The sequence below is a fragment of the Leeia sp. genome, assembly GCF_041909055.1.
GTDB lineage: Bacteria > Pseudomonadota > Gammaproteobacteria > Burkholderiales > Leeiaceae > Leeia > Leeia aquatica.
The window spans coordinates 122,345-148,079 of sequence record NZ_JAYREC010000002.1 but is presented as its reverse complement, the minus strand read 5'-3'; the positions used below and the strand labels follow the sequence as shown (position 1 = coordinate 148,079).

Genomic DNA, 25,735 nt, shown 5'->3' with positions numbered 1-25,735 from the left:
TGCTACTCCTCATTCTTGATGATTTCTTTTTTGGCACCGCTGATGGCGCACGCACCAAAAAGAACAAGCCGCCGTACACAGGGACGGCGGCTTGCGGGATGATTTGCGGGCTATTGTAACGCGGTTTTTCCCATTGCGGGAGGGTTTTTCACCCTCCCCTGTTCATCAGGCCAAGCGGGCATGCAAGTCTTGCAGGGCATAGACCGGCAGGTCGGTCGCATGCTGCAAGCCTACCGCTGCCGCGCGCGCTTCCGGCAAGGTGGTGTAATACGTCACCTTCCCTTGCAGGGCGCTGTGGCGGATGGCGAAGGAATCACGAATCGCCTGCTTCTTTTCTTCCACCGTATTGATGATCATGGCCACTTCGCCATTCTTGATCATGTCCACGATGTGCGGACGGCCTTCCATCACCTTGTTCACCGCCGTCACCGGCAGACCTGCATCACGGATCGCCGCCGCCGTGCCCTTGGTGGCCAGCAGGGTGAAGCCGAGGTCGGTCAGGGTGCGGCAGATATCCACCACGCCAGTCTTGTCGGCATTGCGCACCGATACGAAGATCTTGCCTTCCGACGGCAGCTTGACGCCTGCCGCCAGCTGGGATTTGACGAAGGCTTCGGCAAAGGTCTGCCCCACGCCCATCACCTCGCCAGTGGATTTCATTTCCGGCCCGAGGATCACGTCCACGCCCGGGAACTTGATGAAGGGGAATACCGCCTCCTTCACCGAGTAGAACGGCGGCACCACTTCCTGGGTCACCCCTTGCGACGCCAGCGATTGCCCGGCCATGCAGCGGGCTGCGATCTTGGCCAGCGGCAGGCTGGTGGCCTTGGACACAAACGGCACGGTGCGCGAGGCACGCGGGTTCACTTCCAGCACGTAAACCACCGCCTGCTCGCCCTTGCCCTGAATGGCAAACTGCACGTTCATCAGGCCGACCACGTTGAGCGCCTTGGCCATCGCCACCGTCTGGCGGCGCAGCTCGTCCTGCAGCTCTGGGCTCAGGCTGTACGGGGGCAACGAGCACGCCGAGTCGCCCGAGTGCACCCCGGCCATCTCGATGTGCTCCATGATGCCGCCAATCAGCACCTGCTCGCCGTCGCAGATGGCGTCCACGTCCACTTCCACCGCGTCGTTCAGGAAGCGGTCCAGCAGCACCGGGCTGTCGTTGGACACCTTCACCGCTTCGCGCATGTACCGCTCAAGATCGGACTGCTCGTGCACGATTTCCATGGCACGGCCGCCCAGCACGTAGCTCGGACGCACCACCAGCGGGTAGCCGATTTCGTTGGCCAGCACGATGGCGTCCGGTGCAGTACGTGCCGTGCGGTTTGGCGGCTGCTTCAGACCCAGATCGTTCAGCAGCTTCTGGAAGCGCTCGCGGTCCTCAGCGGCGTCGATCATGTCCGGCGACGTACCGATGATCGGCACCCCGTTCATTTCCAGCGCGCGTGCCAGCTTCAGCGGGGTCTGCCCGCCGTACTGCACGATCACGCCCGCCGGTTGTTCGACGTGGACAATCTCCAGCACGTCTTCCAGCGTCAGCGGCTCGAAGTACAAGCGATCGGAGGTATCGTAGTCGGTCGACACGGTTTCCGGGTTGCAGTTGACCATGATGGTCTCAAAACCGTCTTCACGCAGCGCCAGCGCCGCATGCACGCAGCAGTAGTCGAACTCGATCCCCTGGCCGATACGGTTCGGGCCACCGCCCAGCACCATGATCTTCTTGCGGTTGGTCGGCTGCGATTCGCACTCCTCCTCATAGGTGGAGTACATATAAGCGGTATTGGTGGAGAACTCGGCCGCGCAGGTATCCACCCGCTTGTAGACCGGGCGCACGCCCAGCGCATGGCGCTTGCGGCGTACTGCGTTCTGGTCGGTGCCCAGCAGGCTGCCCAGACGGCGATCCGAGAAGCCCTTGCGCTTCAGGCGGCGCAGCCAGCCTGCATCCACGGCGTCAATCGATTGGCCACGCAGCGCTTGCTCTTCGCGTACCAGATCATCAATCTGCACCAGGAACCATGGGTCGATGGCGGTCAGCTGCTGCACTTCCTGCAACGACATGCCGATACGCAGCGCGTCGGCCACATACCAGATGCGCTCGGCGCCCGGCTCGGCCAGCTCTTTTTCGATCACATCGCGTTCGGTGGTTTTTTCATCCAGGCCGGACATGCCGGTTTCCAGACCACGCAGCGCTTTCTGCAGCGATTCCTGCCAGGTGCGGCCCATTGCCATCACCTCCCCCACCGACTTCATCTGGGTGGTCAGGCGGTCGTTGGCTTGCGGGAACTTCTCAAACGCGAAGCGCGGAATCTTGGTGACCACGTAGTCGATGGACGGCTCGAACGAGGCCGGGGTCGCACCACCGGTGATGTCGTTCTTCAGTTCGTCCAGCGTAAAGCCTACCGCCAGCTTGGCCGCCACCTTGGCGATCGGGAAGCCGGTGGCCTTGGAGGCCAGCGCCGAGGAGCGGGACACGCGCGGGTTCATTTCGATCACGATCATGCGCCCGTCTTGCGGGTTGATCGAGAACTGCACGTTGGAGCCACCGGTATCCACCCCGATCTCGCGCAGCACCGCAATCGAAGCATTGCGCATGATCTGGTATTCGCGGTCGGTCAGCGTCTGCGCCGGGGCCACGGTGATGGAGTCGCCGGTATGCACGCCCATCGGGTCGAAGTTTTCGATCGAGCACACGATGATGCAGTTATCCGCCTTGTCACGGACCACTTCCATCTCATACTCTTTCCAGCCGAGCAGCGACTCTTCGATCAGCAGCTCCTTGGTCGGCGACAGGTCCAGACCCCGGGTGCAGATTTCGACGAATTCTTCGACGTTGTAGGCAATGCCGCCTCCGGAGCCGCCCATGGTGAAGGACGGGCGGATGATGGCCGGGAAACCCACCCGCGCCTGCACCTGCATCGCCTCTTCCATCGAATGCGCCACACCGGAGCGGGCGGAACCGAGGCCGATGCGGGTCATCGCATCCTTGAACTTCTGGCGGTCTTCCGCCTTGTCGATGGCTTCCGGCGAGGCGCCGATCAGCTCGACCTTGTACTTGTCCAGCACGCCGTGGTGCCACAGGTCCAGCGCACAGTTCAGCGCCGTCTGCCCCCCCATTGTGGGCAGGATGGCGTCCGGACGCTCTTTGTCGATGATCTTTTCCACCATCTGCCAGGTAATCGGCTCGATGTAGGTCACGTCCGCCATATTCGGGTCGGTCATGATGGTGGCGGGGTTGGAGTTGACCAGGATGACCTTGTAACCCTCTTCGCGCAATGCTTTGCACGCCTGGGCGCCGGAGTAGTCAAACTCGCAGGCCTGGCCGATCACGATGGGACCGGCGCCGATGATGAGGATGCTCTGGATGTCTGTCCGCTTGGGCATGGGGGCACTCTACCAAAATAAACGCATTGCATTCGACCTGCGGGCCAACGGGCCATGCGGCCCGCCACCCCAGACCGCTACATCACTTCTGACGCTTCGCCATCAAATCCACGAAGCGGTCAAACAGATACGCCACGTCATGCGGACCGGGGCTGGCTTCCGGGTGCCCCTGGAAGGAGAACGCCGGTACATCGGTGCGGGCAATACCCTGCAGCGAGCCATCAAACAGCGACACATGGGTCGCCCGCAGGGTGGCGGGCAGGCTATCCGGGTCCACCGCAAAACCGTGGTTCTGGCTGGTGATCATCACCTGCTTGCTGTCGAGGTCCTGCACCGGGTGGTTGGCACCGTGGTGACCAAACTTCATCTTCAGCGTACGTGCGCCGGAGGCCAGCGCCAGCAGCTGGTGGCCGAGGCAGATACCGAATACCGGGATACCGGTGGTCAGCAGCTTGCGGATGGCGGTAATGGCGTAATCACACGGCTCCGGATCGCCCGGGCCATTGCTGAGAAAGAGACCATCCGGGTTCAGCGCCAGCGCCTCTTCTGCGGTGGCCGTGGCAGGCAGCACCGTCACCTTGCAGCCGCGCTCGGCCAGCATGCGCAGGATGTTGCGCTTCACACCGTAGTCAAACGCCACCACGTGATGGACCGGCTTGTCCTGCTGGCGGAAACCGCCCTGCAATTGCCATTCGCCTTCGGTCCAGCTGTAGGCTTGGCCAGTGGTCACCACCTTGGCCAGATCCAGACCCGCCATCGACGGCGCTTCCTGCGCCATGCGAATGGCACGGGCTTCGTCGATGTCGCCCGCCATGATCACGCCATTCTGCGCGCCTTTTTCACGCAGCAGGCGGGTAAGCTTGCGGGTGTCGATATCCGCAATGGCCACCACCTGGTTGGCCTTGAGATAATCGGGCAGCGACTGCTCGGCACGCCAGTTGGACAGAGTAAGGGGCAGATCGCGAATCACCAGACCGGCGGCATGAACACCGGCGGACTCGCAATCCTGCGCGTTGACGCCGACATTGCCGATATGGGGATACGTGAGGGTGACAATCTGATGCTTGTAGGACGGGTCCGTCAGGATTTCCTGATACCCGGTCAGCGCGGTGTTGAACACCACTTCGCCTACGGTGACACCGGTACTGCCGATGGCCGTACCACGAAACACGGTTCCGTCGGCAAGGGCAAGAATGGCGGGCTGAGGTGCTGACACAGTGGGGCTCCTTGTCCTTGAATGGGGGGGCTGCGCACGTCGGGAGCGGCAGGCAGACCGGCTTTTTCGCCCCCCACTTATGCAAACGGGACAGGCCGGCAGGCCTATCCCGTTTCGCGCAGTTCTTAACCATGAGATTATAGCGGAGAAAGCACTTCGCTTCAATGCAAACCCGCTCCGTAATGACCACATACCGCCCCACAACAGACACCCGATCCTGGCGCGCGCTGAACTGGCAGGATGCCAGTCTGGCCGCCGAAGAGTTTCGCCTCGCCCTGAGCCACAACCGCGAGTTGCCGACAGACAGCCCTTCGGCCCGCCATCCGCTGTTGCGCCACATCGAGCACTTCCGCCCCGCCGCCGTGCTGCTGTTACTGCACTGGCGCCCGCAAGGCGTGGACATCATCCTGACCAAGCGGCAATACCATCTGAAGCACCACCCCGGCCAAATCAGCTTGCCCGGCGGCCGACAGGACCCGCAAGACCGTGACCTGGCAGCGACCGCACTGCGCGAGGCCCATGAAGAAATCGGCCTGCCATCTGAGCAGGTACGCATGCTGGGAGGGCTCCCTGCCCTGCTCACCGTCAGCGGCTACGAAGTCACCCCGCTGGTCGGCTGGCTGGATCAACCCTTCCGCGCCACACCTAACCCCGGAGAGGTTGCACAGGTCTTTCACCTGCCCCTGCTTTACCTGCTGAACCCGGATCACGCCCATCGTTTTCGTATCGAGCGGCGCAGTGGTGCGGTCGAGGTGCTGGCCATCCCTTATCAGGCACACTTCATCTGGGGGGCTTCCGCCAGCATGCTGAACAGTTTTCGCCAGCGTTTGCTGCTGCACCGGCCCTTCTAGGGTGTGGCATCACGGATACAGCACCCGCTTTGCGCCAGATCAAGGACAAGTGGCCCGCTTTACTCCACAGGGCAAGCTGCTACAATTTGACGCACCCGAGAAGGTTGGCAGGGCGCGACGTCGCCAGCAGCGGACAACGCATCCGGCTTTTTCCAGAACAGAAAAGAGGTTGATCCGTGAACAAACTGCTGCAAATCATGGTGGTCAGTGCCGGTCTGCTGTTGCTTGCACCTGTCGCCGCCAACGCCGCAGGCGATCCTGCCCGTGGCAAGCAAAAGAACTCCATGTGTGCGGGCTGTCATGGCATTCCAGGCTACCGCACCGCCTTCCCGTCGGTGTACAGCGTGCCCAAGATTGGCGGCCAGCACCCCGAATACATTGTCAGCGCGCTCAAGGCCTACAAGGAAGGCCAGCGCAGCCACCCCACCATGCAGGGGATCGCTGCCGGGCTCAGCGAACAGGACATGCAGGATCTGGCTGCATACTACGCCGCACAAAAATAAGGGACGACAGCCAATGAACGCCATTCAACGCATTGCCGCCTGTAGCAGCCTGCTGTTGCTCGGGCTGACCAGCACCAGCAGCTTCGCCGGGGGCGACCCGGCTGCCGGGCAAAAGAAAGCCCAGGCCTGCATTGCCTGCCATGGTCAGGGCGGCCTCAGCACCAGCCCGACCTATCCGATTCTGGCTGGCCAGCAAGAAGACTATCTGGTTCAGGCGCTGACCGACTACCAAAAGGGCAACCGCAAAAACCCGATCATGGCCGGCATGGCCAGCCCGCTGAAAAAGCAGGACATTGCGGATCTGGCTGCTTACTTTGCCAAGCAGACCAGCCCGCTGGCAGTCAAACGCTAAGCCGCTCCAGCCACTCGCCCAGTGCGGACGGGTGGCTCCCCCTCGCTTTACCCCACTCTCTGCCTTTCCTGCCGGATCAGATCGACTGCTTTTTCTGCAATCATGATGGTCGGCGCATTGGTATTGCCGCCTACCAGGGTGGGCATGATGGACGCGTCAACCACCCGCAGCCCGTCTACCCCGCGCACCTTCAGCGCAGGGTCTACCACCGCCAGTGCATCCACCCCCATCCGGCAGGTGCCGACCGGGTGGTAGATGGTTTCGGCATGCTGCCGGATGAAGTGCTCCACTTCTGCATCGCTTTGTACCGCAGACCCCGGCAGGACCTCCGCCCCACCATACGGGGCCATGGCAGCCTGGGACAGGATCTGCCGGGCGTGGCGCACGCCACGGATCATCCGGCGCAGGTCATCCGGGTGGTCCAGATAGTTCGCTTCAATGCGGGGTGGCTGCGCAGGGTCGGCTGATACCAGCACCACCCGCCCTCGGCTTTTGGGGCGCAGGTTGCAGACATGCAGGGAAAACCCCTGCCCGGTCAGAAAGCGCAGGTTGCGGCCATGGTCCTTGAGCTTGGCCGGAGTGAAGTGAAACTGCAGGTCCGGAATGGCTTCGTCCGGAGCGCTCTTGATGAAGCCGCAAGCTTCAGCGCCGTTGGTGGAGAGCATGCCGTCCCGCCGCATCAGGTAGCGCAGCAGATACCAGGGGGACTTGAGCAGGTTGCGCAGGCCCAGATTGTACGAAACAGGCTGCCGGGAAGCCTGCACCACCATCACATCCAGATGGTCCTGCAGATTCTGCCCCACGCCGGGCAGATGCGCCAGGCAGGCGATGCCTTGCGCCTGCAAGGCCACCCGATCACCTATCCCGGACAGCATCAGCAATTGCGGACTGAAAATGGCCCCGGCCGCCAGCAACACTTCACAGCGCGCCTGCACCACCTGCTCCTGCCCCCCCTTCCGGTACGCTACCCCACTGGCTTTGGGTACGCCTGTCGCTGTGGTCGACAGCAGGATGCGCGTCGCCTGTGCGCCGGTGATCACGGACAGATTAGGCCGCTGCCGCACCGGGGTCAGATAGGCCTTCACCGCACTGCAGCGTGCGCCATCCTTCTGGGTAACCTGAAACAGGCCCACCCCGTCCTGCTGTGCACCATTGAAATCCGTGTTGTGCGGGAAACCCGCCTGCACGCCCGCCTCGACAAACGCCTTGCTCAGCACGTTTGGCGTGCGCAAATCCGCCACATTCAGCGGGCCACCCACCCCGTGATACGCGTCCTCGCCCCGTTCCTGATGCTCGGCCCGCCGAAAGTAGGGCAACACCTCCTGGAAAGACCAGCCCGTGCAGCCCTGCGCGGCCCAGCCATCATAATCTGCAGCATGACCCCGGATATAGCACATGGCGTTGGATGAGCTGCTGCCGCCCAGCACCTTGCCACGCGGCCAGAACAGCCGACGCCCGGCCAGCGCAGGCTCGGGATGAGTATTGAGGTTCCAGTTCATGCCCGGGCTGCGCATCATCCACAGCAAGCCAATCGGCACATGAATGGCCGGGTGCCAGTCGCTGGGACCGGATTCCAGCAGGCACACCGACAGGCCAGGATCTTCTGACAAGCGCGCCGCAAGCACACAACCTGCCGAGCCACCGCCCACCACCACATAGTCGAAGCCTGTCATCCGTCCGCCCTCTCCAGCCGCATGGGTTACCCGATTTAGTGAATGCAAGTTTACTTTCACTGCATCATAAGAGGGTTCACCTCAGGCAGGCAACACCAGCCCCCTCTCCCGTTCCCGAGGCACCGCAGCTGCCACACCCTGCACGCCATGCTCAACAGGCGCGCAGCACATCCCTGAGACGAGACATAGCCACACTCAAATGAGAATAATTGTTCATAACACAAAAACATAAATCATCAAGTGGTATCTGAATAACCGTTCGTCAGAACTAAAAAAACATTTAGCAACACTAAGTTTAACTGGCTAACAATCTGAAAATAAAGGACTGATCTAAAAACAGACCAAGCAGTCATCCAAGCATCTGGTATTAGAGCCTATCCATTCATCAGCTCCGTATTGATCCTGAATTTCCACCATGTGAGCATCCCCTTCGTGCATTGAGGCTGAAGCAGTTAGTCAAAATACCAGCATGAGATGCACACACTGTGTCTTTTACTCAAAACTTGAAACGAGGAAACACGACAATGAAGAGCACTTTGAAAACGTTGGCAGTGGCCGCCATGGTCAGCGCTGCCGCACTGATGAGCTCGCCTGCTTTCGCGGTGTACTGTGTCCAGGACGTATGCTTTGACAGTTGGGGCGGGGGTACCGGCAAGGAGCGCCCAGATCCGGAAGCGACAACGAAGGATCAGATGAGAAAGGCCAAGGCTGCCTGCATGGCCTGGAACCTCGCCCACCCGACGAAGAAGAGGGATTGTTCGGTATTTGATTAAGCCGCTGCCCTGCAGGGCAACCGCAATCATGTCGTGCCGCGGTTGCCCTGCACGGACAGGACGAATGCCATCCATGCACAAGACACGTAGCTATCGGGTACGCCCCCGCGCACCATCAGTCTCCAGCCACGAAGTACGCCAATCGCCACTGGCCTGATAGTTTCACAAACCCGGCGCGATAACTCAGCCCAGCGTGCGCAGGACATGTCACCGTCTCTGGCGTCTCTTGAGCGCACGCCACGCCAGCCGCCGTGATCCGCGACAGCGTACGCAACAAGTCAGGCTTGGCCTTCCAGGCCGCAATGGCCTGATCTGCACTGGCCTCTCCACCGAAGCTCCAGATGAACTCCGCCACCATCAACCGTCTCAGCGCCACATAGTCGCGCTGCAGCGCAGCCCGATGCACCTGCTGTTTGACCACAGCCAGACGGGGTGATGCAACGCCAGGCCCGGACATACCCAGCAGCAGTAGCCCCATCATCACTGCCTGACACTTTGGCTTGATTGCAGACATCCCTGCTAACCTCTGCTTCCTCATCAACCACAATCATGCATTATGCATATGAATTGATGTCATATCACTGAAATATTTTTAAACATCAGGGTACTAGTTCACTTATTGCTGAGTGACTACTTTGACCAGTGAATGACCCACGCCCGGCCCTGCCGGACCTTTACTTACCTCGCACCAAGCTATGCAAGAAATGAAAGCCATGTTATCCCACACCCGCCTCACCCTCTCCCTGCTGACCACCCTGCTGCTCACGGCCATGCCTGGCAGCCAGGCACTGGCCGCCACCCCGCTCACCCCCACCGGCAAGCCGGCAACGGCCAAGACAGGCAGCAAAACCGCCGATGAGGACGTCATCGCCGCACGCAACAGCATCCGTCAGGAAGGCCTGGAAGCCACGGTCAGGGAGCTGGCCAAACCCAAATACAATGGCCGCCTGCCGGGCACAGAAGGCGATACACTGTCCCGCGACTGGCTGGTGAAGCAGTTTGAAAGCATCGGACTGACCCCGGCGGGCAGCAAAGGCTACCTGCAACCCTTCACCACCAGGATCACCGACCCCGATGAATCTTCCAACCTGCAGCTTGGCCAGAAGGCGAATACCAGCAACATCATCGGCATCCTGCCGGGTAATGACCCTGAGCTGGCCAAGGAAGTGATCATCATCAGCGGCCACCGGGATCATCTGGGCTTCAACAATGATCTGCGCAAGCAATACCCGGGCGCCAATGATGACCTGACCGGGGTCGCCGCCACGCTGGAGCTGGCACGTGCCTTTGCAAAGCTGGAAGGCCAGAACAAGCGCACACTGATGTTTGTCGCCTATGGTGCGGAAGAGCAGAAGTACATGGGCTCCATCTACCATAGCCAGAACCCGGTCGCCGCCGCCCCCAACGCACAGATTGTGCTGATGATCAGCATCGACATGATCGGCCTTGGCTACGACAAATGGCAAAGCTTCAGCCAAAAGCAAATGGATGCCTACAGCAAGCGCTGGTTCCGCGAGGTGTATAACGACTCGGATGAAGACAAGGACGCCTATTCACACGAATACCCGAAAACCCCGGGCCCGACCTTTGACTATGATGCCGGACCATTTGCCCGAATCGGCATCAACACTCGTGTGATTGGCCTGGCTGACGTGCCGAATTACCACTCGGTCAACGACACCCCGGACAATGTGCACTTCAAGCCCATGGTCAACGTCACCCGCACCCTGTTTGACTATCTGTGGCAGGTCGATCAGGACGATCAGCCGCGCACGCGGTGAACGCCCTCAGCAAGGCCACTCAGCAGAGGTGGCCACACCCCTGTACACACTCCCGGCTGCCTGAACTGCACCACACGACGTATACTGTCTGATCCGTTCCTTGACAATCTGAACCCCATTCCTCACTGGTAAAAAATCCACCACCCTAAAAGCCATTTACAAACAATGGCTTGCAATTAGACTGTTCCCCGCACACGCGGGGCTGAACCGGCACTCTGATCATCACAATCCAGCTGGTAATGCTGTTCCCCGCACACGCGGGGCTGAACCGTCAGGATACGTCGCAATCAAACCCGGCCCCGGCTGTTCCCCGCACACGCGGGGCTGAACCGCCCGAGCATAGCGAGCCGTAGGGCAGGCTTGCCTGTTCCCCGCACACGCGGGGCTGAACCGGAGTACCTGGGGCGCTATGCGTATTTCCTGATCTGTTCCCCGCACACGCGGGGCTGAACCGGTGCCGGGCCGCGCTACCGGCGGCATGGTGTACCTGTTCCCCGCACACGCGGGGCTGAACCGCGCTTGAACTTCAACACCTACGAACACTGCGAGCTGTTCCCCGCACACGCGGGGCTGAACCGACATACCGGCCAGTATTTCATTGCTCAACCCTCTGTTCCCCGCACACGCGGGGCTGAACCGGTCTTTTTCAGGCCATCCCACATATCGCTTGCCTGTTCCCCGCACACGCGGGGCTGAACCGTTGCGAGGGCTACGGAAATGAAACCGGAGCGGCTGTTCCCCGCACACGCGGGGCTGAACCGCCAGTGGCCGTTAACCGGGCCGGACCGGAAATCTGTTCCCCGCACACGCGGGGCTGAACCGAATGGTACGACTACACGGCGAATGAATTGGAACTGTTCCCCGCACACGCGGGGCTGAACCGCAGCTCTGCAGCCTGTTTCTGCGTGTGACCCGCTGTTCCTCGCACACGCGGGGCTGAACCGGCATCCGACGAGGCGGGGCATCTGACGGTCGACTGTTCCCCGCACACGCGGGGCTGAACCGATGACGGCCTCTCTCAAAGCTGGACTGGGGCACTGTTCCCCGCACACGCGGGGCTGAACCGTTTTCATGACGGTCTTTCTCGGTTGGTTTGTACTGTTCCCCGCACACGCGGGGCTGAACCGCGCGGCGGCGATTCGTTCATTGACTGGGGTAACTGTTCCCCGCACACGCGGGGCTGAACCGAACTGGAACTGCCGGATACCCCACACCGACGCCTGTTCCCCGCACACGCGGGGCTGAACCGTGACGGTAACGCGGTACCGGGTTTGGGCTTTTGCTGTTCCCCGCACACGCGGGGCTGAACCGAGCCGCGTAACCAGGTCGATCGAGCGCATCTTCTGTTCCCCGCACACGCGGGGCTGAACCGGGGGCAGCCGCCCAGCGTCCCGCTGGACCGACCCTGTTCCCCGCACACGCGGGGCTGTCAACTTGCACTTGGTGGTTGCCTCCATGCACAATCCGTATCACCCTCGGGAGTGCATCGGGCGGTGGCTTCTCTATCTACAGATGGTGCTGGGTCCACGCTCAGCCGGGTGTTGGGCAGCTGCGTTGTTAACAGGTTTGGCATGAACACGAACAACCCTCCTCCGCTCTCACTGACCGAATCCATCTTCTGCGCAGCCGATGCCGCCGAGGAGCATGAGGAATTCACCCTGGCTGCCTCACTCTTTCTGCAAGCGGCCTTGATGGGCGATGGTGCCGCCATGTCTCGCCTTGCCATCCTGTATGAATCAGGCCGGGGTGTTTCGTGGGATGTGGAAGCTTCGATGGCATGGGATCGGCGCGCCATTGATGCCGGTCATGCGACCTCCCGCTTCAATCTGGGCATCACCTGCCGTCGCAGCGGGCAGATCCGGCAAGCCCGCTACTGGTTTGAACAGGCCCTGGAGCATGGTGATCACGATGCCGCGCTGGAACTGGCCAAGCTGTACGTGGTCAGTGACAAGGAGCGGGATACCGTTCGCGGCTACTTGCAGCAAGTGCTACACAGCGAGGATGTGTTCCCGTCTTCGAAAGAAGAGGCTGCGGAAATGCTGGCAGCACTGGACCAAGTCTCTGCCAAAGCAGGCCCTTACCAAACAGGTGCACAACCTTGACCACCCCACTAGACACACCCAGCCGCAAACAATCATCACACGCAGCGCCATTCTGGCAGTGGATACTGGTCTTGCTGGCAGGTAACGCAGTCATGGTGCTGGTGGTGTTCCTTGCCCCTGCATCGAGCAGCCTATGGCCACTGTTTTCGATCTCGGTCGGCTGCGCCGCCATCTTGTCTCATGGCACACCCTCCCTCATCGGACGAATCTTGACGGCAATGGCAGTCTTTGCGCTTGCCTTCTTCACCTGCGGGCTGACTGGCTTCATGACCGCTTGCGGGATGGGTCACTGCTTCTAGCTGGCCCGACAGGCACAACATCAGCCCTACCGCCTAAGCTTCCCCCACATCCGGCCCCCAGCGGCTGATGTCCCCCTCCCCTGCCAAGGCAGCCACTTCACGGCGGGCGGACTGAAAATCGAGGTCGTGAACAAGGTCATCCCACTGCAGGGGGTTGGGTTCGCCGTGCAGGCGGGCGAGGCGGCTGAGAGATACCGGGCTGATCTGCCAGTCCAAGCGCTGCAGCAGGCGCTCGGCTTCTTCCGGGCGGTTGGTGGCCAGCACCAGATCACAGCCGGCCTCGAACGCGGCCTTGGCGCGCTCCTCAATGGTGTTGCCTGCGAAGGCAGCACCGGCCATGTCCAGTGCATCGCTGATGATGGCCCCCTGAAAGCCAAGCTGGCCGCGCAGGATGTCCTGCAACCAGCGCGGCGAGAACCCGGCGGGCCGCTCGTCTACCTTGGCGTAGATCACATGCGCGGGCATCACCGCAGCGAGCCCCTGTTCGATCAGGCGGCGGAAGGGTTGCAGGTCGGCCCCGTGGATTTCCGAGAGTGGGCGGTCATCCACCGGCAGGGCGTGGTGGGAGTCCAGCACCACATGACCGTGACCGGGGAAGTGTTTGCCGCAAGCGTTCATGCCCGCTTGCCGCATGCCTTGCATCAGGTATTGCCCCAGCTCGCTCACCGCATGCGGGTGGGCATGGAAGGCACGGTTGCCGATGACGGTGGACACGCCATAGTCGAGGTCCAGCACCGGGGCAAAGCTGAAATCCACCCCGCTGGCACGCAGCTCCGCCGCCAGCACCCAGCCGGTGCGCGCTGCCAGCGCACGCGCGGCGGCGCGGTCGTCATTCCACAGCTTGCCCAGCTCGGCCATCGGCGGCAGTCGGGTAAAACCATCGCGAAAGCGTTGTACTCTGCCGCCTTCGTGGTCCACCGCGATGATCAGCCGTGGGCTGCGCAGCTGGTGAATCTCACGGGTCAGTGCGCACAATTGCGCCACCGAACGGAAATTGCGGCTGAACAGGATGACACCGCCCACCTGCGGGTGCAGCAGGCGCTGCCGCTCTGCATCGGTCAGCTCGGTACCGGCGAGGTCGACACACACCGGTCCCAGGGGCAGATTGACTGTGGTCATGGCTCGTTTCCTATCCGATTTCCAGAATCACGGTGGCAACCGTGTAGTCGGCCTCATCGCTGAGGCTCACATGCGCTCGGCTTATCCCACGCTCCGCCAGCCAGGCGGCTACTGCCTCATCCCAGCACAGCTGCGGTCGCCCCAGTGCGTCGTGGCTGAGCCACAGCGCTTGCAGGGTAATCGGCGCACGCACGCCGGTGCCCGCCGCCTTGCCAAACGCCTCTTTAACCGCCCAGCGCTTGGCCAGCAGGCGGGCCGGGTGGGCGGCCTGAGCAAAGGCCTCGCGCTCAGCCGGAGCCAGTATTTGCTCGACAAAACGCTCGCCATGCCGCTCCAGCCCTTGCTGAAAGCGGCTCACCCGCGCGAGATCGGTCCCCAGTCCATAAATCATGCGTCCCTCCCGTTGGCGGGCTCGTCCAGTTGTCGCAGCAGTCGGAACAGCTCGCGGGTGGCCAGCGGCCGCTCTGGCAGCAAGCTGGCCAACAGTCGCCGCATCAAGGCCAGCGCCTGCTGGCGAGTCTCAGCCCGCTCATAGTGGCCGTGATGCAGGTCGAGCAGGGTTTGGCCATCCAGCGGGATGTCGTCACGCTGGCGCTCGCGCGCCGGGTACAGTCCATGCTGCAGCCGATAAGCATAGCGCTGCCCGGCCTCAACCGGCAGCCCTGCCACGGTGTGGCTGAGCAAGAGGCCGTACCCCAGCTCACTCAGCAGCGCCTGCTCGAACTGGCGCAGCACCGGTGCTTGCTCCAGGCCGTGGCTGAGCGCATGCAGCGCGTGCTGGTAATGGTCAAACAGCTCGCCGCTGGCGTCTTCCTTGGGCAGCAAGGCCAGCAGCAGTTCATTGAGATAGTAGGCGCAGATCAGGGCATGACCTGCCGGAAAGCGTACCCCGCCGACCCACTCGGCCTTGTGCAGGGTTTTCAGCTCGTGTTTGCCATACCAGGACAGCAGCAGCGGCTGAAACGGCAGCAGCACCCCGCGCAGGGCAGAGCCGGGGCGGCGTGCGCCGCGGGCGACAATGCTGAGCCGCCCATGCTCGCGGCTGAACACTTCCAGAATCAGGCTGGTTTCCCGCCACGGGTAGTGGTGCAGTACAAAGCCTTCGGTCAGGTCGACTCGCTGGGATTGCGCCACGGCCTGCGCTTACTCGAAGCCGAACTCGCGCAGCAGGCGGGTATCATCAGCCCAGCCGCTCTTGACCTTGACCCACAGCTGCAGGAACACCTTGCCGTCGAACAGCTTTTCCATGTCGATGCGCGCCTCGGTGCCGATGCGCTTGAGCTTTTCGCCGCCCTTGCCGATCAGGATGGCTTTCTGGCCGGGCTTGTCCACCATGATGGCGGCGTGGATGCGGCGCATGCTGCCATCCAGCTCGAACTGCTCGATGAACACGTTCATGGCATACGGCAGTTCGTCGCCCAAGAGGCGGAACAGCTTTTCCCGCACGATCTCGGCGGCAAGGAAGCGCTCGCTGCGGTCCGTGATCTGGTCTTCCTCGTACATCGGCTCGCCCAGCGGCAGCAGCGGGCGCACCGCATCGAGCAACACGTCCACCTTGTGGCCATGCTGGGCGATCACCGGTACCAGTGCGGCAAAGTTGAACTTGCCGGACATCTCTTGCAGGAAGGCGAGCAGGGTTTCCTTGTCGTCCTTGAGGTAATCCACCTTGTTGACCACCAGAATCACCGGACGGTTGCTCGGCAGGCGCTTGAGCACATCGGCATCGGCCTGCGAGAAGCGCCCGGCTTCGATCACGAACAGCACCACGTCTACGTCCGCCAGTGTGCCGCTGACGCTGCGGTTCATCGCGCTGTTCATCGCGCTTTTGTACTTGGTCTGCCAGCCGGGGGTATCGACGAACACCATCTGGTAGCTGGCATCGGTATAGATGCCGGTCACCCGGTGGCGGGTGGTCTGTGCCTTGCGCGAGGTAATGCTGATCTTCTGCCCGATCAGGTGATTGAGCAGGGTAGACTTGCCGACATTGGGCCGACCCACGATGGCCACCAGACCACAGTGAAAGTCCGAAGGGGGCGGAAACGCTTCTGTCATGATGCTTTCTTGTTTGCCTGCCGTTGCTGCGCCTGTTGCAGCGCGGCCTTGGCAGCCTCCTGCTCGGCGAGCCTGCGGCTGTTGCCACTGCCTGGCACCGTGATGCCGAGCACAGCGATTTCACATTCCACCGCAAAGGACTGCGCGTGGCTGGCCCCTTGCGCTTGCAATACCCGGTAGACCGGCAGCGGCAGCCGCTGTCCTTGCAGCCATTCCTGCAGCAAGGTCTTGGGGTCTTTACCCAGCGTCTGCGGGTTGAGCGACACCAGCACCGGCTGGTACAGCCGGGCAATCCAGGCCAGCGCCGGCGCCAGCCCGCCATCCAGATAGACGGCACCGAACAAGGCTTCCAACGCATCAGCCAGAATGGACGGGCGCTCCCGCCCACCACTCTTGACCTCACCTTCGCCCAGCCGCAACACCTGTCCCAGCTTGAGGCCGATCGCCAGCTCGGCCAACGCCTGCTGATTCACCAGATTGGAGCGCACCCGCGACAGCTCCCCCTCGGAGAGCTGCGGGAAGCGCTCGTATAGCAGATTGGAGAGCGCGAGCGACAGCACGCTGTCGCCCAGAAACTCCAGCCGCTCATTATGCGGCGTACCAAAGCTGCGATGCGTCAATGCCTGTTGCAGCAATGACGCATCGGCAAAATCATGACCGATACGCTCTTGCAGCGCCCGGTCTTCTTGTCGCCTCAAGGCTGTTTACCACCACCACCCGCACCAGCGGAGGTATCAAAATCCAGCACCAGGCTGACATTGCCGAACAGGGCGACCTTGGCTCCATAGGCAGCACGTACGGTGACGTTGTCACCCGACCCCTGAATTTCCAGATCTTCACCCTTGATGGAGTGAATGTCGGTTATATCCGCCGTCTTATCAAAGGCAGCACGAATTTGAGCAGGGGTACCACCCTCGCTTGCTACTTTTTTCAGGGCGTTCTTTACCGCCTGATACTCAGAGATGGAAGGAATGGTCTTGGCAATGACCAGCAGAAAAAAGCCCAGCACTGCCGCCACGATGATCAGCCCCATGATGGACAATCCGTGTTCGGCCTTGCGCGGTTTCAGTTGCAGCATGCAGCGTCTCCTCAATCAATGCGTTTGCCCATATGGGCTGGCGGTATGCCTGTTTGCCAAGCCCCGCTTCCCTTACCGGTGTGGACAGGAGGAAAGCTTCGTTATCATAGCGGCATTACCCCTGATCGGATAGTTAAACACTGTGCCATGAGGCTGTCAGCCCATGGGGGTGCGCTTACTGGATGGAAGTACCGATTCGGCTGAACGCGCCAATGTTCATCCAGATCAGGGTGGCTTTGCCGACGATGTTCTCGTCCGGCACAAAGCCCCAGTAGCGGCCATCCGAGCTGTCGTCGCGGTTGTCACCCATCATGAAATAATGCCCGGCAGGTACCTTGCAGGTAAAGCCACTGTCGTCATACTGGCAGTTATCGCGGAACGGGAAGTTCAGCACCTGATCCTGGTTCACGGGAGGGGCTTGCTCGACCGTCTGTACCAGATAGCTCCGGGTAGCGGTTGTTTCCTTGAAACGTTGCACCGGAATCAGATTGGCGGAATTGTCGCGCACATAGCTGCCTTCTGCGAGGGCAACCTGTGTTACCGGTTTGCCATTCACCGTCAGTTGCTTGTTACGGTATGTCACAGTATCACCCGGCAAGCCGACCACCCGCTTGATGAAATCCGTCTTGGGGTCCACCGGATAGCGAAACACCATCACATCACCGCGTTGCGGCTTGCCCGTCTCGATCAATACGGTATTAAGCACCGGCACACGGATGCCGTAGCTGAAGCGGTTGACCAGGATGAAGTCCCCCGGCTCCAGCCCGGGCCGCATGGAGCTCGACGGAATGGTGAACGGCTCAAACAGGAAGGAGCGCACCAGGAACACCACGGCAATCACCGGGAACAGGCCAGCGAACAGCTCCACCTCATCCGACTGGCGCTCGCCTTGCTTGCGGCGACGCGCCAGATACCACTTGTCCACCGCCCAGACCACACCGGACACCAGCACGAACAGCAACATGGCCAGCGACAAGGTGGTGTACACCGCAATCAGGCCAAATACGCCGATGATCAGCGCCATATGGGCAAACTGTACGGTGGCGTGGGCCTCACCTTTGTCGTTGCGCGGGAGGTTGCGCCCCATCGCCAGCATCACGGCACCGATGATGGCGGCGCCGGTCCAGGTTGCAATCCAGTTCATGCTTGTCCTTGTGTGTACGGCTTACTTGTCGCTGACTTGCAGAATGGCGAGGAAGGCCTCTTGCGGGATCTCCACATTCCCCACCTGCTTCATCCGCTTCTTGCCGGCCTTCTGCTTCTCCAGCAGCTTCTTCTTGCGGGTGATATCACCGCCATAACACTTGGCCAGCACGTCCTTGCGCATGGCTTTCACGTTTTCGCGGGCAATGATGTTGGCACCAATCGCGGCCTGCACTGCCACGTCGTACATCTGGCGCGGGATCAGCTCACGCATCTTGCTGACCAGCTCGCGGCCACGGTATACGCTGTTGGCCCGGTGCACGATGAGGGACAAGGCATCCACCTTGTCGCCATTCACCAGCACGTCGAGTTTGACCAGATCAGCAGGCTGGAATTCCTTAAAGTCATAATCCAGCGAGGCATAGCCGCGGCTGACCGACTTCAGCTTGTCAAAGAAGTCCATCACCACTTCGTTCATCGGCAGGTCGTAAGACAGCATGACCTGACGGCCCATATACTGCATATTGCGCTGTACACCGCGCTTGTTGTTGCACAGGGTCATCACCGAGCCGAGGTAATCCGGCGGCACCAGAATGTGGGCGGTAATGATCGGCTCGCGGATTTCTTCGATCTTGGAGAGGTCCGGCAGCTTGGAGGGGTTTTCCACTTCCAGCTCGGTGCCGTCCTTCATCAGCACGTGATACACCACGGTCGGCGCGGTGGTGATCAGGTCCATATCGAACTCGCGTTCGAGCCGCTCCTGCACGATCTCCATGTGCAACAGGCCAAGGAAACCGCAGCGGAAGCCAAAGCCCAGCGCTTGTGACACTTCCGGCTCGAAATGCAGGCTGGCGTCGTTCAGCTGCAGCTTTTCCAGCGAATCACGCAGGTTCTCATAGTCGTGGCTTTCCACCGGATACAGACCGGCAAACACCTGCGACTTGATTTCCTTGAAGCCCGGCAGCGGTTCGGTCGCGGCCTTGTTGGCGATGGTGATGGTGTCGCCCACCTTGGCGCTCTTGAGCTCCTTGATGCCGGCGATCACAAACCCCACCTCACCGGCACGCAGCGCATCGCGCTGCAGCGACTTCGGCGTGAATACCCCGACCTGCTCGCACAGGTACTGGGTCTTGCTGCTCATCAGCAGGATCTTGTCTTTCGGCTTCAGCTCGCCATCCACCACCCGCACCAGCATGACCACGCCAACATAGTTGTCGAACCAGCTGTCGATGATCAACGCCTTGAGCGGCGCGGTCGGCTCACCGGTCGGGGCCGGAATGCGGGCTACCACCGATTCCAGAATATCTTCAATGCCAATGCCACTCTTGGCCGATGCGCGCACCGCGTCAGTGGCATCAATGCCGATGATGTCTTCAATCTCTTCGCACACCCGCTCCGGTTCGGCAGCAGGCAAGTCGATCTTGTTGAGCACCGGCAACACTTCCACACCCTGCTCGATGGCGGTGTAGCAGTTGGCTACCGTCTGCGCCTCCACCCCTTGCGAAGCGTCCACCACCAGCAGCGCGCCCTCGCAGGCGGCCAGCGAGCGGCTCACCTCATAGGAGAAGTCCACGTGCCCGGGGGTGTCAATCAGGTTGAGGTTATAAACCTGGCCATCGCGCGCCTTGTACTGCAGCGCGGCGGTCTGCGCCTTGATGGTAATGCCCCGCTCCTTCTCGATGTCCATCGAGTCGAGCACTTGGGCAGACATTTCGCGGGCGTCCAGTCCGCCACAGAACTGGATGAAGCGGTCGGCCAGCGTGGATTTGCCGTGGTCGATGTGGGCGATGATCGAGAAATTGCGTATGTGTTTCATGCAGCTTGTGGTTCCAGCAGGCCGTGCGGCAGGCGCAGTCGGCAATAAGAAGGGGCACTACACGAGTGCCCCGTCACCTTAACCCTAGATTTTACCCAATTTCCGCCAGATACGCATCCAGTCTTGCACGGTTGAGGTGGTAATGACACAACTCGTGCTCACCCGCCATCAGCACCGGAATCAGCTGGCCGTAGCGGGCCTCGGTGTCATCATCATCCTCAATGTCCACCACCTGCAGTAGAAAGCGTCCCCGGTAGTCCTGCTGCAGGATCGCCAGCATGTCCTGGCACAGGTGGCAGTATTCGCGAATGTAGAGTGTCAGCGTCGGTAAGGCGCTCACTTTTCCGGAACCCGCACCGGGATGTACAGCGTGCTGTCATCACGGCGGATCAGCAAGGCCACCACACTGCCCTTCGGCGCCCGCTCCAGCAGCTGCAGCAGTTGCTGCTGCGACTTCAGGGTTTCATTGCTGACGCCGATGATGACATCGCCCTCCTCCACCCCGGCCCGCGCAGCCGCGCCCTGCGCAGCGGTCACCAGCAAACCGAAGCCCACATCCAGCTGACGTTTCTGTGCGGCATTCAGCTCTACCACCTGCAAGCCAATGCGCACCAGCGCATCCGGCTTCGGCGGGGCGGCAGGCTTGGCCTTGGCGCTGTCATCCACCACCTCACCCAGCGTCACCGTCACATCCTGGGATGCCTTGTTGCGCCATACCTGCAACTGTACCTTGCTGCCGGGTTTGGTGGAGCCCACCACACGTGGCAACTCACTGGACGCACCAATCGGCTTGTTGTCGAACTTCAGAATCACATCACCGGCCTTCAGCCCGGCACGATCAGCGGCAGACCCTTTTTCCACGCCCACCACCAGCGCACCCGATGGCGAGCTCAGGCCCAGCGATTCCGCAATGTCCTTGCTCACTTCCTGAATATTGATACCCAGCTTGCCACGGCTGATCCGGCCATTGCTCTTCAGCTGGTTGGCTACATCCATCGCCACGTCGATCGGGATCGAGAACGACAAGCCCATATAACCGCCGGAGCGACTATAGATCTGGGAGTTGATACCCACCACCTCACCGCGCATATTGAACAGTGGGCCACCAGAGTTACCGGGGTTCACCGCGGCATCGGTCTGGATGAACGGCACATAGGTATCGTCCGGCAGGGTACGCCCCTTGGCCGACACGATCCCGGCCGTCACCGTGTTTTCCAGTCCGAACGGCGAACCAATGGCCAGCACCCACTCGCCCACCTTCAGCTTGTCCGGGTCACCCAGCGTAACAATGGGCAGCTTGCTGGCTTCAATCTTCAGCACGGCCACATCGGTGCGCTTGTCCGCCCCGATCAGCTTGGCCTTGAATTCGCGCTTGTCGGTCAGCTTGACGGTGATCTCATCCGCGCCATCCACCACATGCGCATTGGTCAGAATCACGCCATCGGCGCTGATGATGAAACCGGAGCCCAGCGAGCGGGTCTGGTAATCCCGCTGCTTGGGCAATTGCGGCATGAAGCGCTTGAAGAATTCATAGGCCGGGTCACCCTCGGCAAACGGATTGGCAGCGCCACCACTCACCGTCTGCGTGGTACTGATGTTGACCACCGCAGGGCCCTGCTTTTCCACCAACTCAGTAAAATCCGGTAAATCCTTGGCTGCTGCCACGCTCACAGTGGACCACAACACAGCCACACCCAGCAGGCCGGATTGCAACGAACGCCACAGTTTCATGCTCTTCCTCGACTCCAGTCAGACCCAGATCCAATCAACGCTTGGGCTTGATCCGCAAGCTGTTACCCAGCTGCTGCAGGGCCCCCTTCGGCACCTCGCCCAGCAACATCATCACCGCGCCTTCATCGGTTTCAACCAGGATATTGGTGTCGTTCTGACGCGATGCGCCCTCTGCAGGCCGCGCGTCCTTACCGGTGAATTCAAGAAACACCGACATCGAAGCCAGGCCATCCGAGAACAGGTAATGCGACACCGGCGCAGGCTTGCCCGGTAGCTGCCGCTTGCTGCCCCGCACCAGCTTGAAGCCTGCGGGCAGCTGCTTGTCGTTGATGATCAGGTCGTCCGCCTTCACCGGGCCATCGCTACGCTGCCAGGCGCCCACCTTGTTGGGCAGGCGTGGCTTGAAAGCATTACGGTCAATCACCCCGCCGATGTTGACCTGGGTAAAGGACATCTGCTCCAGCAGCTCCTGCCGGTCGTTATAGACTTGCGCCTTGAGCAGCACCGCACGGGTGGGCTCATAACAGAAGCGGAACGGATTGCGCAGCCCGTCCTTGGGTGCCAGCAACACCATCTGGCAATCGTGGTCGGCCACCCGCTCCATGTCCTGCCGGATCACGTGATAGTTTTCCAGCAGGGCGCGATTGTCATTCGGCAGCACATCAGGAAAGAAGCGGCTGTAGGACTGGTAATCCACCTTGTCACTGCGGTTGGCAGGCACATAGCAGCTGAGCATGTTGTTGGCTCGGATCAGCTCCTGCGCCGGGCCATCCAGCGCCTCCAGCTTCTCATAGCTGTTGCCGTCCGCAAACTGATGGGTAATGCGGGAGGTTTCCACCAGGGTATCGCGCTGGTAGACATACACCCCGACGAAGCTCTGCTGCCGGGTGGCCTGCGTCACCCGGTTCAGCAGTTGCAGGCCTTCCGAGGGCGACAGTGCCTGCCCGGCCAGCGCCGCCCCGACACAGCACGGCAGCAGCAAGCGCAGCAGGTGAACCGGTTTGAAGCATAAACTCATTTGTTCACCGGCTCCCCACCCTCATAGTTGGCGGGGCGCACCTCGCTGCGGCCATTCACCTGCCCGGAGAACTGCTGATGCGCAGCCAGGTAGGGACGCATGTCTGCCGTACCCGTGGCCTTGAGCGGGGCCGTGACCGCAGCCTGCATGGTCGGGGCATTGGCCGGGGTCGGGCGGGTATGCCAGCCCATCCAGCCCACCACCGACACGGCAGCGACCGATGCCGCGGCGGACAAGGCCACCATGGTGCGGCGAGCCGGCATGCGCGCGCGTCGTGGTGCCAGGATGGTCGGCTCGGCTTCCAGCTGCGCCATCACCCGGCTGCGGACATCCACATCGGCAGCCCCTTTCTCGCGCAAAGCATCACGAATCAGGTGATAGGTATGCCACTGCTCAGCCCCGTCCGGGTTGTGTCGCAACCATTGCAATACCGAAGCTTCTTCCTGACTGGAAAGCTCACCATCCATCAAGGCTGAAATACGCTCGTTCATGCTGTTCACCATCTTCTGTTCTGCTTCTGTTCCACCAGCGGTCGCAGCTCCGCTGCAATCGCTTCCCGGGCGCGGAAGATCCGCGACCGCACCGTGCCAATCGGGCACTGCATTGCCTCAGCAATTTCTTCGTAGCTGAGCCCTTCCATCTCGCGCAGCGTGATGGCCTCGCGCAGCTCCTCCGGCAAGGCTTCCACCACCCGGTTCACCGCCTGCACGATCTGCTGGTTGGCCAGCTCGGTTTCCGGAGTATTGTCATCCGGCACCTGCTCGGCCATGTCCAGCGTTTCGGACTCGTCCACCTCAATGGATGTCGAGGTGGTGGTCGCCCGCCGCCCTGCCGACATCAGATAATTCTTCGCCGTATTAATAGCGATGCGATACAGCCAGGTATAGAACGCACTTTCCCCGCGGAACGAGGGCAAGGCCCGGTAAGCCTTGATAAAGGCCTCCTGCGCCACATCCTCGATTTCCTCCGGATTGCGGACGAAGCGGGACAACAGGCGTGCAAGCTTCCGCTGATATTTGCCTACCAGCAGGTCAAAGGCCCGTTTGTCTCCGCGCTGTACGCGCTCTACCAGCTGTTGATCGACTTCGCGATCACTCATGCTGCCATCCCTGATGCTGCGGGACCGGCCCATCCGGTTGCCGCAGACTGAACTCTTGTTTTTGAAGGGTGCAATGCTACCACCTGCAGCAACAGACCTGAAAGCGGAAGGGAAGTTCCGGCCACCGTCTGTTAAAATTCACACCTCACTCACGTCAGCAGGAAACGGGCAGCATGCACAAGACAGACGTCCTCATCATCGGCAGTGGTCTGGCAGGCCAGGCACTGGCGCTGCGGCTGGCCGACCGGCTGAAGGTCACGCTGGTGACCAAGAAAGCCCTGCTCGATGGCGCCAGCAGCTGGGCGCAAGGCGGTATCGCCGCCGTGCTGACCGACGAAGACTCCATCGACGCCCACCTACAGGACACCCAGATTGCCGGTGGTGGCCTGTGCGACCCGCACGCCACCCGCTACATCCTCGAGCATGCGCGCCGCAACATCGAATGGCTGATTGCCCAGGGCGTACCGTTCACCCCAGATGCAGGCCACCCCTTCGGCTTCCACCTTACACGGGAAGGCGGTCACAGCCACCGCCGCATCATCCACGCCGCCGACGCCACCGGCGCAGCGGTGCAGCAAACGCTGGTGGAAAAAGTACGGCAGCACCCGAACATCACCGTGCTGGAAAACCGGGTGGCGATCGACCTGATCACCAGCCGCAAGTTGGGCCACAGTGAACAGCGCGCGCTCGGTGCCTATATCCTGAATACCGAAACCGACCACGTGGAAACCCTGCTGGCCTCGTACACCGTGCTCGCCACCGGCGGCGCAGGTAAGGTCTACCTCTACACCACCAACCCGGATACCGCCACCGGCGACGGCATTGCCATGGGCTGGCGCGCCGGGTGCCGGGTCGCGAACATGGAGTTCATCCAGTTCCACCCCACCTGCCTCTACCACCCGGAAGCCAAGTCTTTCCTGATAACCGAGGCGGTGCGCGGCGAAGGCGGCATCCTGCGCCTGCCGGATGGCCACCGCTTCATGCCGGATCACGACCCGCGCGCCGAGCTGGCCCCACGTGACACCGTTGCCCGCAGCATCGACTTTGAAATGAAACGCCACGGCCTGGATTGCGTGTATCTGGACATCTCGCACAAACCACGCGATTTCCTGCGCGACCACTTCCCCACCATCTACGCCCGCTGCCTGGAGCTGGGCATCGACATCAGCCGCCAGGGCATCCCGGTGGTCCCCGCCGCCCACTACACCTGCGGCGGCCTGATGGTGGACCTGCAAGGCCGCACTGATGTCGCCAACCTCTACGCTGCCGGTGAAGTGGCGTACACCGGCCTGCACGGTGCAAACCGACTGGCCAGCAATTCACTGCTGGAATGCCTGGTGATTGCCGAGAGCGCCGCCGAGGACATCCTCTCGCGCCAGGCCGAGCCGCTGCCCAACGTGCCGGACTGGGACGAAAGCCGGGTAACCGACGCCGACGAAGAAGTGGTGATCGCGCACAACTGGAACGAGCTGCGCCACGCAATGTGGGATTATGTTGGCATCGTGCGCACCACCAAGCGCCTGCAACGCGCCCAGCACCGCATCCAGCTGCTCACGCAGGAAATCAACGAGTTCTACCGCAACTTCCGTGTCAGCAACGACCTGATCGAGCTACGCAACCTGGTGCTCACCGCCGACCTCATCGTACAAAGCGCCCTGCGCCGCCACGAAAGCCGCGGCCTGCACTTCAGCCGCGACTACCCGGACCTGCTGCCGGAAGCGGTACCGACGGTGTTGGTGCCGTAG

Annotated in this window: 24 protein-coding genes and 1 CRISPR repeat array; of the genes, 7 read left to right on the top strand and 17 right to left on the bottom strand. The window is 61.5% G+C overall.

Going from position 1 to position 25,735, the window contains the following annotated elements; translation table 11 throughout:
- Window positions 1–165: 165 nt before the first annotated feature.
- The gene (gene carB / locus ACE3O2_RS06395; protein WP_374335853.1) at window positions 166–3,384 is read right to left on the bottom strand and encodes a carbamoyl-phosphate synthase large subunit; all 3,219 of its coding nucleotides are present in this window, start codon (window positions 3,382–3,384) and stop codon (window positions 166–168) included.
- An 82-nt stretch (window positions 3,385–3,466) separates the two neighbouring features.
- Window positions 3,467–4,600: a glutamine-hydrolyzing carbamoyl-phosphate synthase small subunit gene (gene carA / locus ACE3O2_RS06390; protein WP_374335850.1), complete on the bottom strand. Its 1,134-nt coding sequence runs from the start codon at window positions 4,598–4,600 to the stop codon at window positions 3,467–3,469.
- 182 nt (window positions 4,601–4,782) lie between these two features.
- Here carA and ACE3O2_RS06385 point away from each other — a divergent pair, with 182 nt between their 5' ends.
- From ACE3O2_RS06385 to ACE3O2_RS06375, 3 genes are all read left to right on the top strand, one after another.
- Entirely contained in the window at window positions 4,783–5,451 is a 669-nt protein-coding gene (locus tag ACE3O2_RS06385; protein WP_374335848.1) for a CoA pyrophosphatase, read from the top strand.
- Between the two features lie 176 nt (window positions 5,452–5,627).
- A complete protein-coding gene (locus ACE3O2_RS06380; RefSeq protein WP_308418688.1) occupies window positions 5,628–5,954 on the top strand; it encodes a cytochrome c in 327 nt (108 codons plus the stop codon).
- 13 nt (window positions 5,955–5,967) lie between these two features.
- Window positions 5,968–6,306 (top strand): cytochrome c, encoded by a 339-nt coding sequence (locus tag ACE3O2_RS06375; protein WP_168875721.1) that lies wholly within the window; start codon window positions 5,968–5,970, stop codon window positions 6,304–6,306.
- A 47-nt stretch (window positions 6,307–6,353) separates the two neighbouring features.
- Here ACE3O2_RS06375 and ACE3O2_RS06370 read toward each other — a convergent pair whose 3' ends face one another.
- Entirely contained in the window at window positions 6,354–7,979 is a 1,626-nt protein-coding gene (locus ACE3O2_RS06370) for a GMC family oxidoreductase (protein WP_374335846.1), read from the bottom strand.
- Window positions 7,980–8,503: 524 nt separating this feature from the next.
- On the opposite strand from ACE3O2_RS06370, the gene ACE3O2_RS06365 reads away from it, so the two are divergent.
- Window positions 8,504–8,752, top strand: a complete 249-nt coding sequence (locus ACE3O2_RS06365) for a hypothetical protein (RefSeq protein WP_374335844.1) — start codon at window positions 8,504–8,506, stop codon at window positions 8,750–8,752.
- Between the two features lie 115 nt (window positions 8,753–8,867).
- Here ACE3O2_RS06365 and ACE3O2_RS06360 read toward each other — a convergent pair whose 3' ends face one another.
- Complete coding sequence (locus ACE3O2_RS06360) at window positions 8,868–9,266, bottom strand: hypothetical protein (protein ID WP_374335842.1); 399 nt, start codon at window positions 9,264–9,266, stop codon at window positions 8,868–8,870.
- 199 nt (window positions 9,267–9,465) lie between these two features.
- Here ACE3O2_RS06360 and ACE3O2_RS06355 point away from each other — a divergent pair, with 199 nt between their 5' ends.
- Both ACE3O2_RS06355 and ACE3O2_RS06350 read left to right on the top strand, forming a co-directional pair.
- A complete protein-coding gene (locus ACE3O2_RS06355; protein WP_374335840.1) occupies window positions 9,466–10,533 on the top strand; it encodes a M28 family metallopeptidase in 1,068 nt (355 codons plus the stop codon).
- 181 nt (window positions 10,534–10,714) lie between these two features.
- A CRISPR array of direct repeats spans window positions 10,715–11,967; the repeat unit is 29 nt; unit sequence CTGTTCCCCGCACACGCGGGGCTGAACCG.
- Window positions 11,968–12,104: 137 nt separating this feature from the next.
- Window positions 12,105–12,635, top strand: a complete 531-nt coding sequence (locus ACE3O2_RS06350; protein ID WP_374335838.1) for a tetratricopeptide repeat protein — start codon at window positions 12,105–12,107, stop codon at window positions 12,633–12,635.
- A gap of 332 nt (window positions 12,636–12,967) precedes the next feature.
- On the opposite strand, the gene nagZ is transcribed toward ACE3O2_RS06350, so the two are convergent.
- The 13 genes from nagZ to rpoE form a co-directional block, all read right to left on the bottom strand.
- Window positions 12,968–14,053: a beta-N-acetylhexosaminidase gene (gene nagZ, locus ACE3O2_RS06345; protein ID WP_374335836.1), complete on the bottom strand. Its 1,086-nt coding sequence runs from the start codon at window positions 14,051–14,053 to the stop codon at window positions 12,968–12,970.
- A gap of 10 nt (window positions 14,054–14,063) precedes the next feature.
- On the bottom strand, window positions 14,064–14,444 hold the full coding sequence (acpS, locus tag ACE3O2_RS06340) for a holo-ACP synthase (protein ID WP_374335835.1): 381 nt from the start codon (window positions 14,442–14,444) through the stop codon (window positions 14,064–14,066).
- Entirely contained in the window at window positions 14,441–15,187 is a 747-nt protein-coding gene (recO, locus tag ACE3O2_RS06335) for a DNA repair protein RecO (RefSeq protein WP_374335833.1), read from the bottom strand. Before recO ends, acpS begins: the two co-directional genes overlap by 4 nt.
- Window positions 15,188–15,196: 9 nt before the next feature.
- Window positions 15,197–16,105, bottom strand: a complete 909-nt coding sequence (gene era / locus ACE3O2_RS06330; RefSeq protein ID WP_374335831.1) for a GTPase Era — start codon at window positions 16,103–16,105, stop codon at window positions 15,197–15,199.
- Complete coding sequence (rnc, locus tag ACE3O2_RS06325) at window positions 16,102–16,803, bottom strand: ribonuclease III (RefSeq protein ID WP_374335829.1); 702 nt, start codon at window positions 16,801–16,803, stop codon at window positions 16,102–16,104. The genes era and rnc overlap by 4 nt, the downstream gene beginning before the upstream one ends.
- Entirely contained in the window at window positions 16,800–17,183 is a 384-nt protein-coding gene (locus ACE3O2_RS06320) for a DUF4845 domain-containing protein (RefSeq protein WP_374335827.1), read from the bottom strand. The genes rnc and ACE3O2_RS06320 overlap by 4 nt, the downstream gene beginning before the upstream one ends.
- A gap of 175 nt (window positions 17,184–17,358) precedes the next feature.
- The gene (lepB, locus tag ACE3O2_RS06315) at window positions 17,359–18,327 is read right to left on the bottom strand and encodes a signal peptidase I (RefSeq protein WP_374335825.1); all 969 of its coding nucleotides are present in this window, start codon (window positions 18,325–18,327) and stop codon (window positions 17,359–17,361) included.
- A gap of 21 nt (window positions 18,328–18,348) precedes the next feature.
- The gene (lepA, locus tag ACE3O2_RS06310) at window positions 18,349–20,142 is read right to left on the bottom strand and encodes a translation elongation factor 4 (RefSeq protein WP_374335823.1); all 1,794 of its coding nucleotides are present in this window, start codon (window positions 20,140–20,142) and stop codon (window positions 18,349–18,351) included.
- Between the two features lie 91 nt (window positions 20,143–20,233).
- Window positions 20,234–20,482, bottom strand: coding sequence for a glutaredoxin family protein (locus ACE3O2_RS06305; RefSeq protein WP_374335821.1), 249 nt, complete (start codon window positions 20,480–20,482; stop codon window positions 20,234–20,236).
- Window positions 20,479–21,873: a DegQ family serine endoprotease gene (locus tag ACE3O2_RS06300; RefSeq protein ID WP_374335819.1), complete on the bottom strand. Its 1,395-nt coding sequence runs from the start codon at window positions 21,871–21,873 to the stop codon at window positions 20,479–20,481. The genes ACE3O2_RS06305 and ACE3O2_RS06300 overlap by 4 nt, the downstream gene beginning before the upstream one ends.
- Before the next feature lie 34 nt (window positions 21,874–21,907).
- Complete coding sequence (locus tag ACE3O2_RS06295) at window positions 21,908–22,891, bottom strand: MucB/RseB C-terminal domain-containing protein (protein WP_374335817.1); 984 nt, start codon at window positions 22,889–22,891, stop codon at window positions 21,908–21,910.
- Window positions 22,888–23,382, bottom strand: coding sequence for a sigma-E factor negative regulatory protein (locus ACE3O2_RS06290; protein ID WP_168875737.1), 495 nt, complete (start codon window positions 23,380–23,382; stop codon window positions 22,888–22,890). Before ACE3O2_RS06290 ends, ACE3O2_RS06295 begins: the two co-directional genes overlap by 4 nt.
- A gap of 5 nt (window positions 23,383–23,387) precedes the next feature.
- On the bottom strand, window positions 23,388–23,990 hold the full coding sequence (gene rpoE / locus ACE3O2_RS06285; RefSeq protein WP_168875738.1) for an RNA polymerase sigma factor RpoE: 603 nt from the start codon (window positions 23,988–23,990) through the stop codon (window positions 23,388–23,390).
- Window positions 23,991–24,163: 173 nt separating this feature from the next.
- Between rpoE and nadB the strand changes: the two genes are divergently transcribed.
- Entirely contained in the window at window positions 24,164–25,735 is a 1,572-nt protein-coding gene (gene nadB / locus ACE3O2_RS06280) for an L-aspartate oxidase (RefSeq protein ID WP_374335814.1), read from the top strand.

Coding starts and splice junctions, on each gene's coding strand:
- carB (WP_374335853.1), bottom strand. CDS start 3,384: ATGCCCAAGCGGACAGACATCCAGAGCATCCTCATCATCGGCGCCGGT.
- ACE3O2_RS06385 (WP_374335848.1), top strand. CDS start 4,783: ATGACCACATACCGCCCCACAACAGACACCCGATCCTGGCGCGCGCTG.
- ACE3O2_RS06375 (WP_168875721.1), top strand. CDS start 5,968: ATGAACGCCATTCAACGCATTGCCGCCTGTAGCAGCCTGCTGTTGCTC.
- ACE3O2_RS06370 (WP_374335846.1), bottom strand. CDS start 7,979: ATGACAGGCTTCGACTATGTGGTGGTGGGCGGTGGCTCGGCAGGTTGT.
- ACE3O2_RS06365 (WP_374335844.1), top strand. CDS start 8,504: ATGAAGAGCACTTTGAAAACGTTGGCAGTGGCCGCCATGGTCAGCGCT.
- ACE3O2_RS06360 (WP_374335842.1), bottom strand. CDS start 9,266: ATGTCTGCAATCAAGCCAAAGTGTCAGGCAGTGATGATGGGGCTACTG.
- ACE3O2_RS06355 (WP_374335840.1), top strand. CDS start 9,466: ATGTTATCCCACACCCGCCTCACCCTCTCCCTGCTGACCACCCTGCTG.
- ACE3O2_RS06350 (WP_374335838.1), top strand. CDS start 12,105: ATGAACACGAACAACCCTCCTCCGCTCTCACTGACCGAATCCATCTTC.
- nagZ (WP_374335836.1), bottom strand. CDS start 14,053: ATGACCACAGTCAATCTGCCCCTGGGACCGGTGTGTGTCGACCTCGCC.
- acpS (WP_374335835.1), bottom strand. CDS start 14,444: ATGATTTATGGACTGGGGACCGATCTCGCGCGGGTGAGCCGCTTTCAG.
- era (WP_374335831.1), bottom strand. CDS start 16,105: ATGACAGAAGCGTTTCCGCCCCCTTCGGACTTTCACTGTGGTCTGGTG.
- ACE3O2_RS06320 (WP_374335827.1), bottom strand. CDS start 17,183: ATGCTGCAACTGAAACCGCGCAAGGCCGAACACGGATTGTCCATCATG.
- lepB (WP_374335825.1), bottom strand. CDS start 18,327: ATGAACTGGATTGCAACCTGGACCGGCGCCGCCATCATCGGTGCCGTG.
- lepA (WP_374335823.1), bottom strand. CDS start 20,142: ATGAAACACATACGCAATTTCTCGATCATCGCCCACATCGACCACGGC.
- ACE3O2_RS06300 (WP_374335819.1), bottom strand. CDS start 21,873: ATGAAACTGTGGCGTTCGTTGCAATCCGGCCTGCTGGGTGTGGCTGTG.
- ACE3O2_RS06295 (WP_374335817.1), bottom strand. CDS start 22,891: ATGAGTTTATGCTTCAAACCGGTTCACCTGCTGCGCTTGCTGCTGCCG.
- ACE3O2_RS06290 (WP_168875737.1), bottom strand. CDS start 23,382: ATGAACGAGCGTATTTCAGCCTTGATGGATGGTGAGCTTTCCAGTCAG.
- rpoE (WP_168875738.1), bottom strand. CDS start 23,990: ATGAGTGATCGCGAAGTCGATCAACAGCTGGTAGAGCGCGTACAGCGC.
- nadB (WP_374335814.1), top strand. CDS start 24,164: ATGCACAAGACAGACGTCCTCATCATCGGCAGTGGTCTGGCAGGCCAG.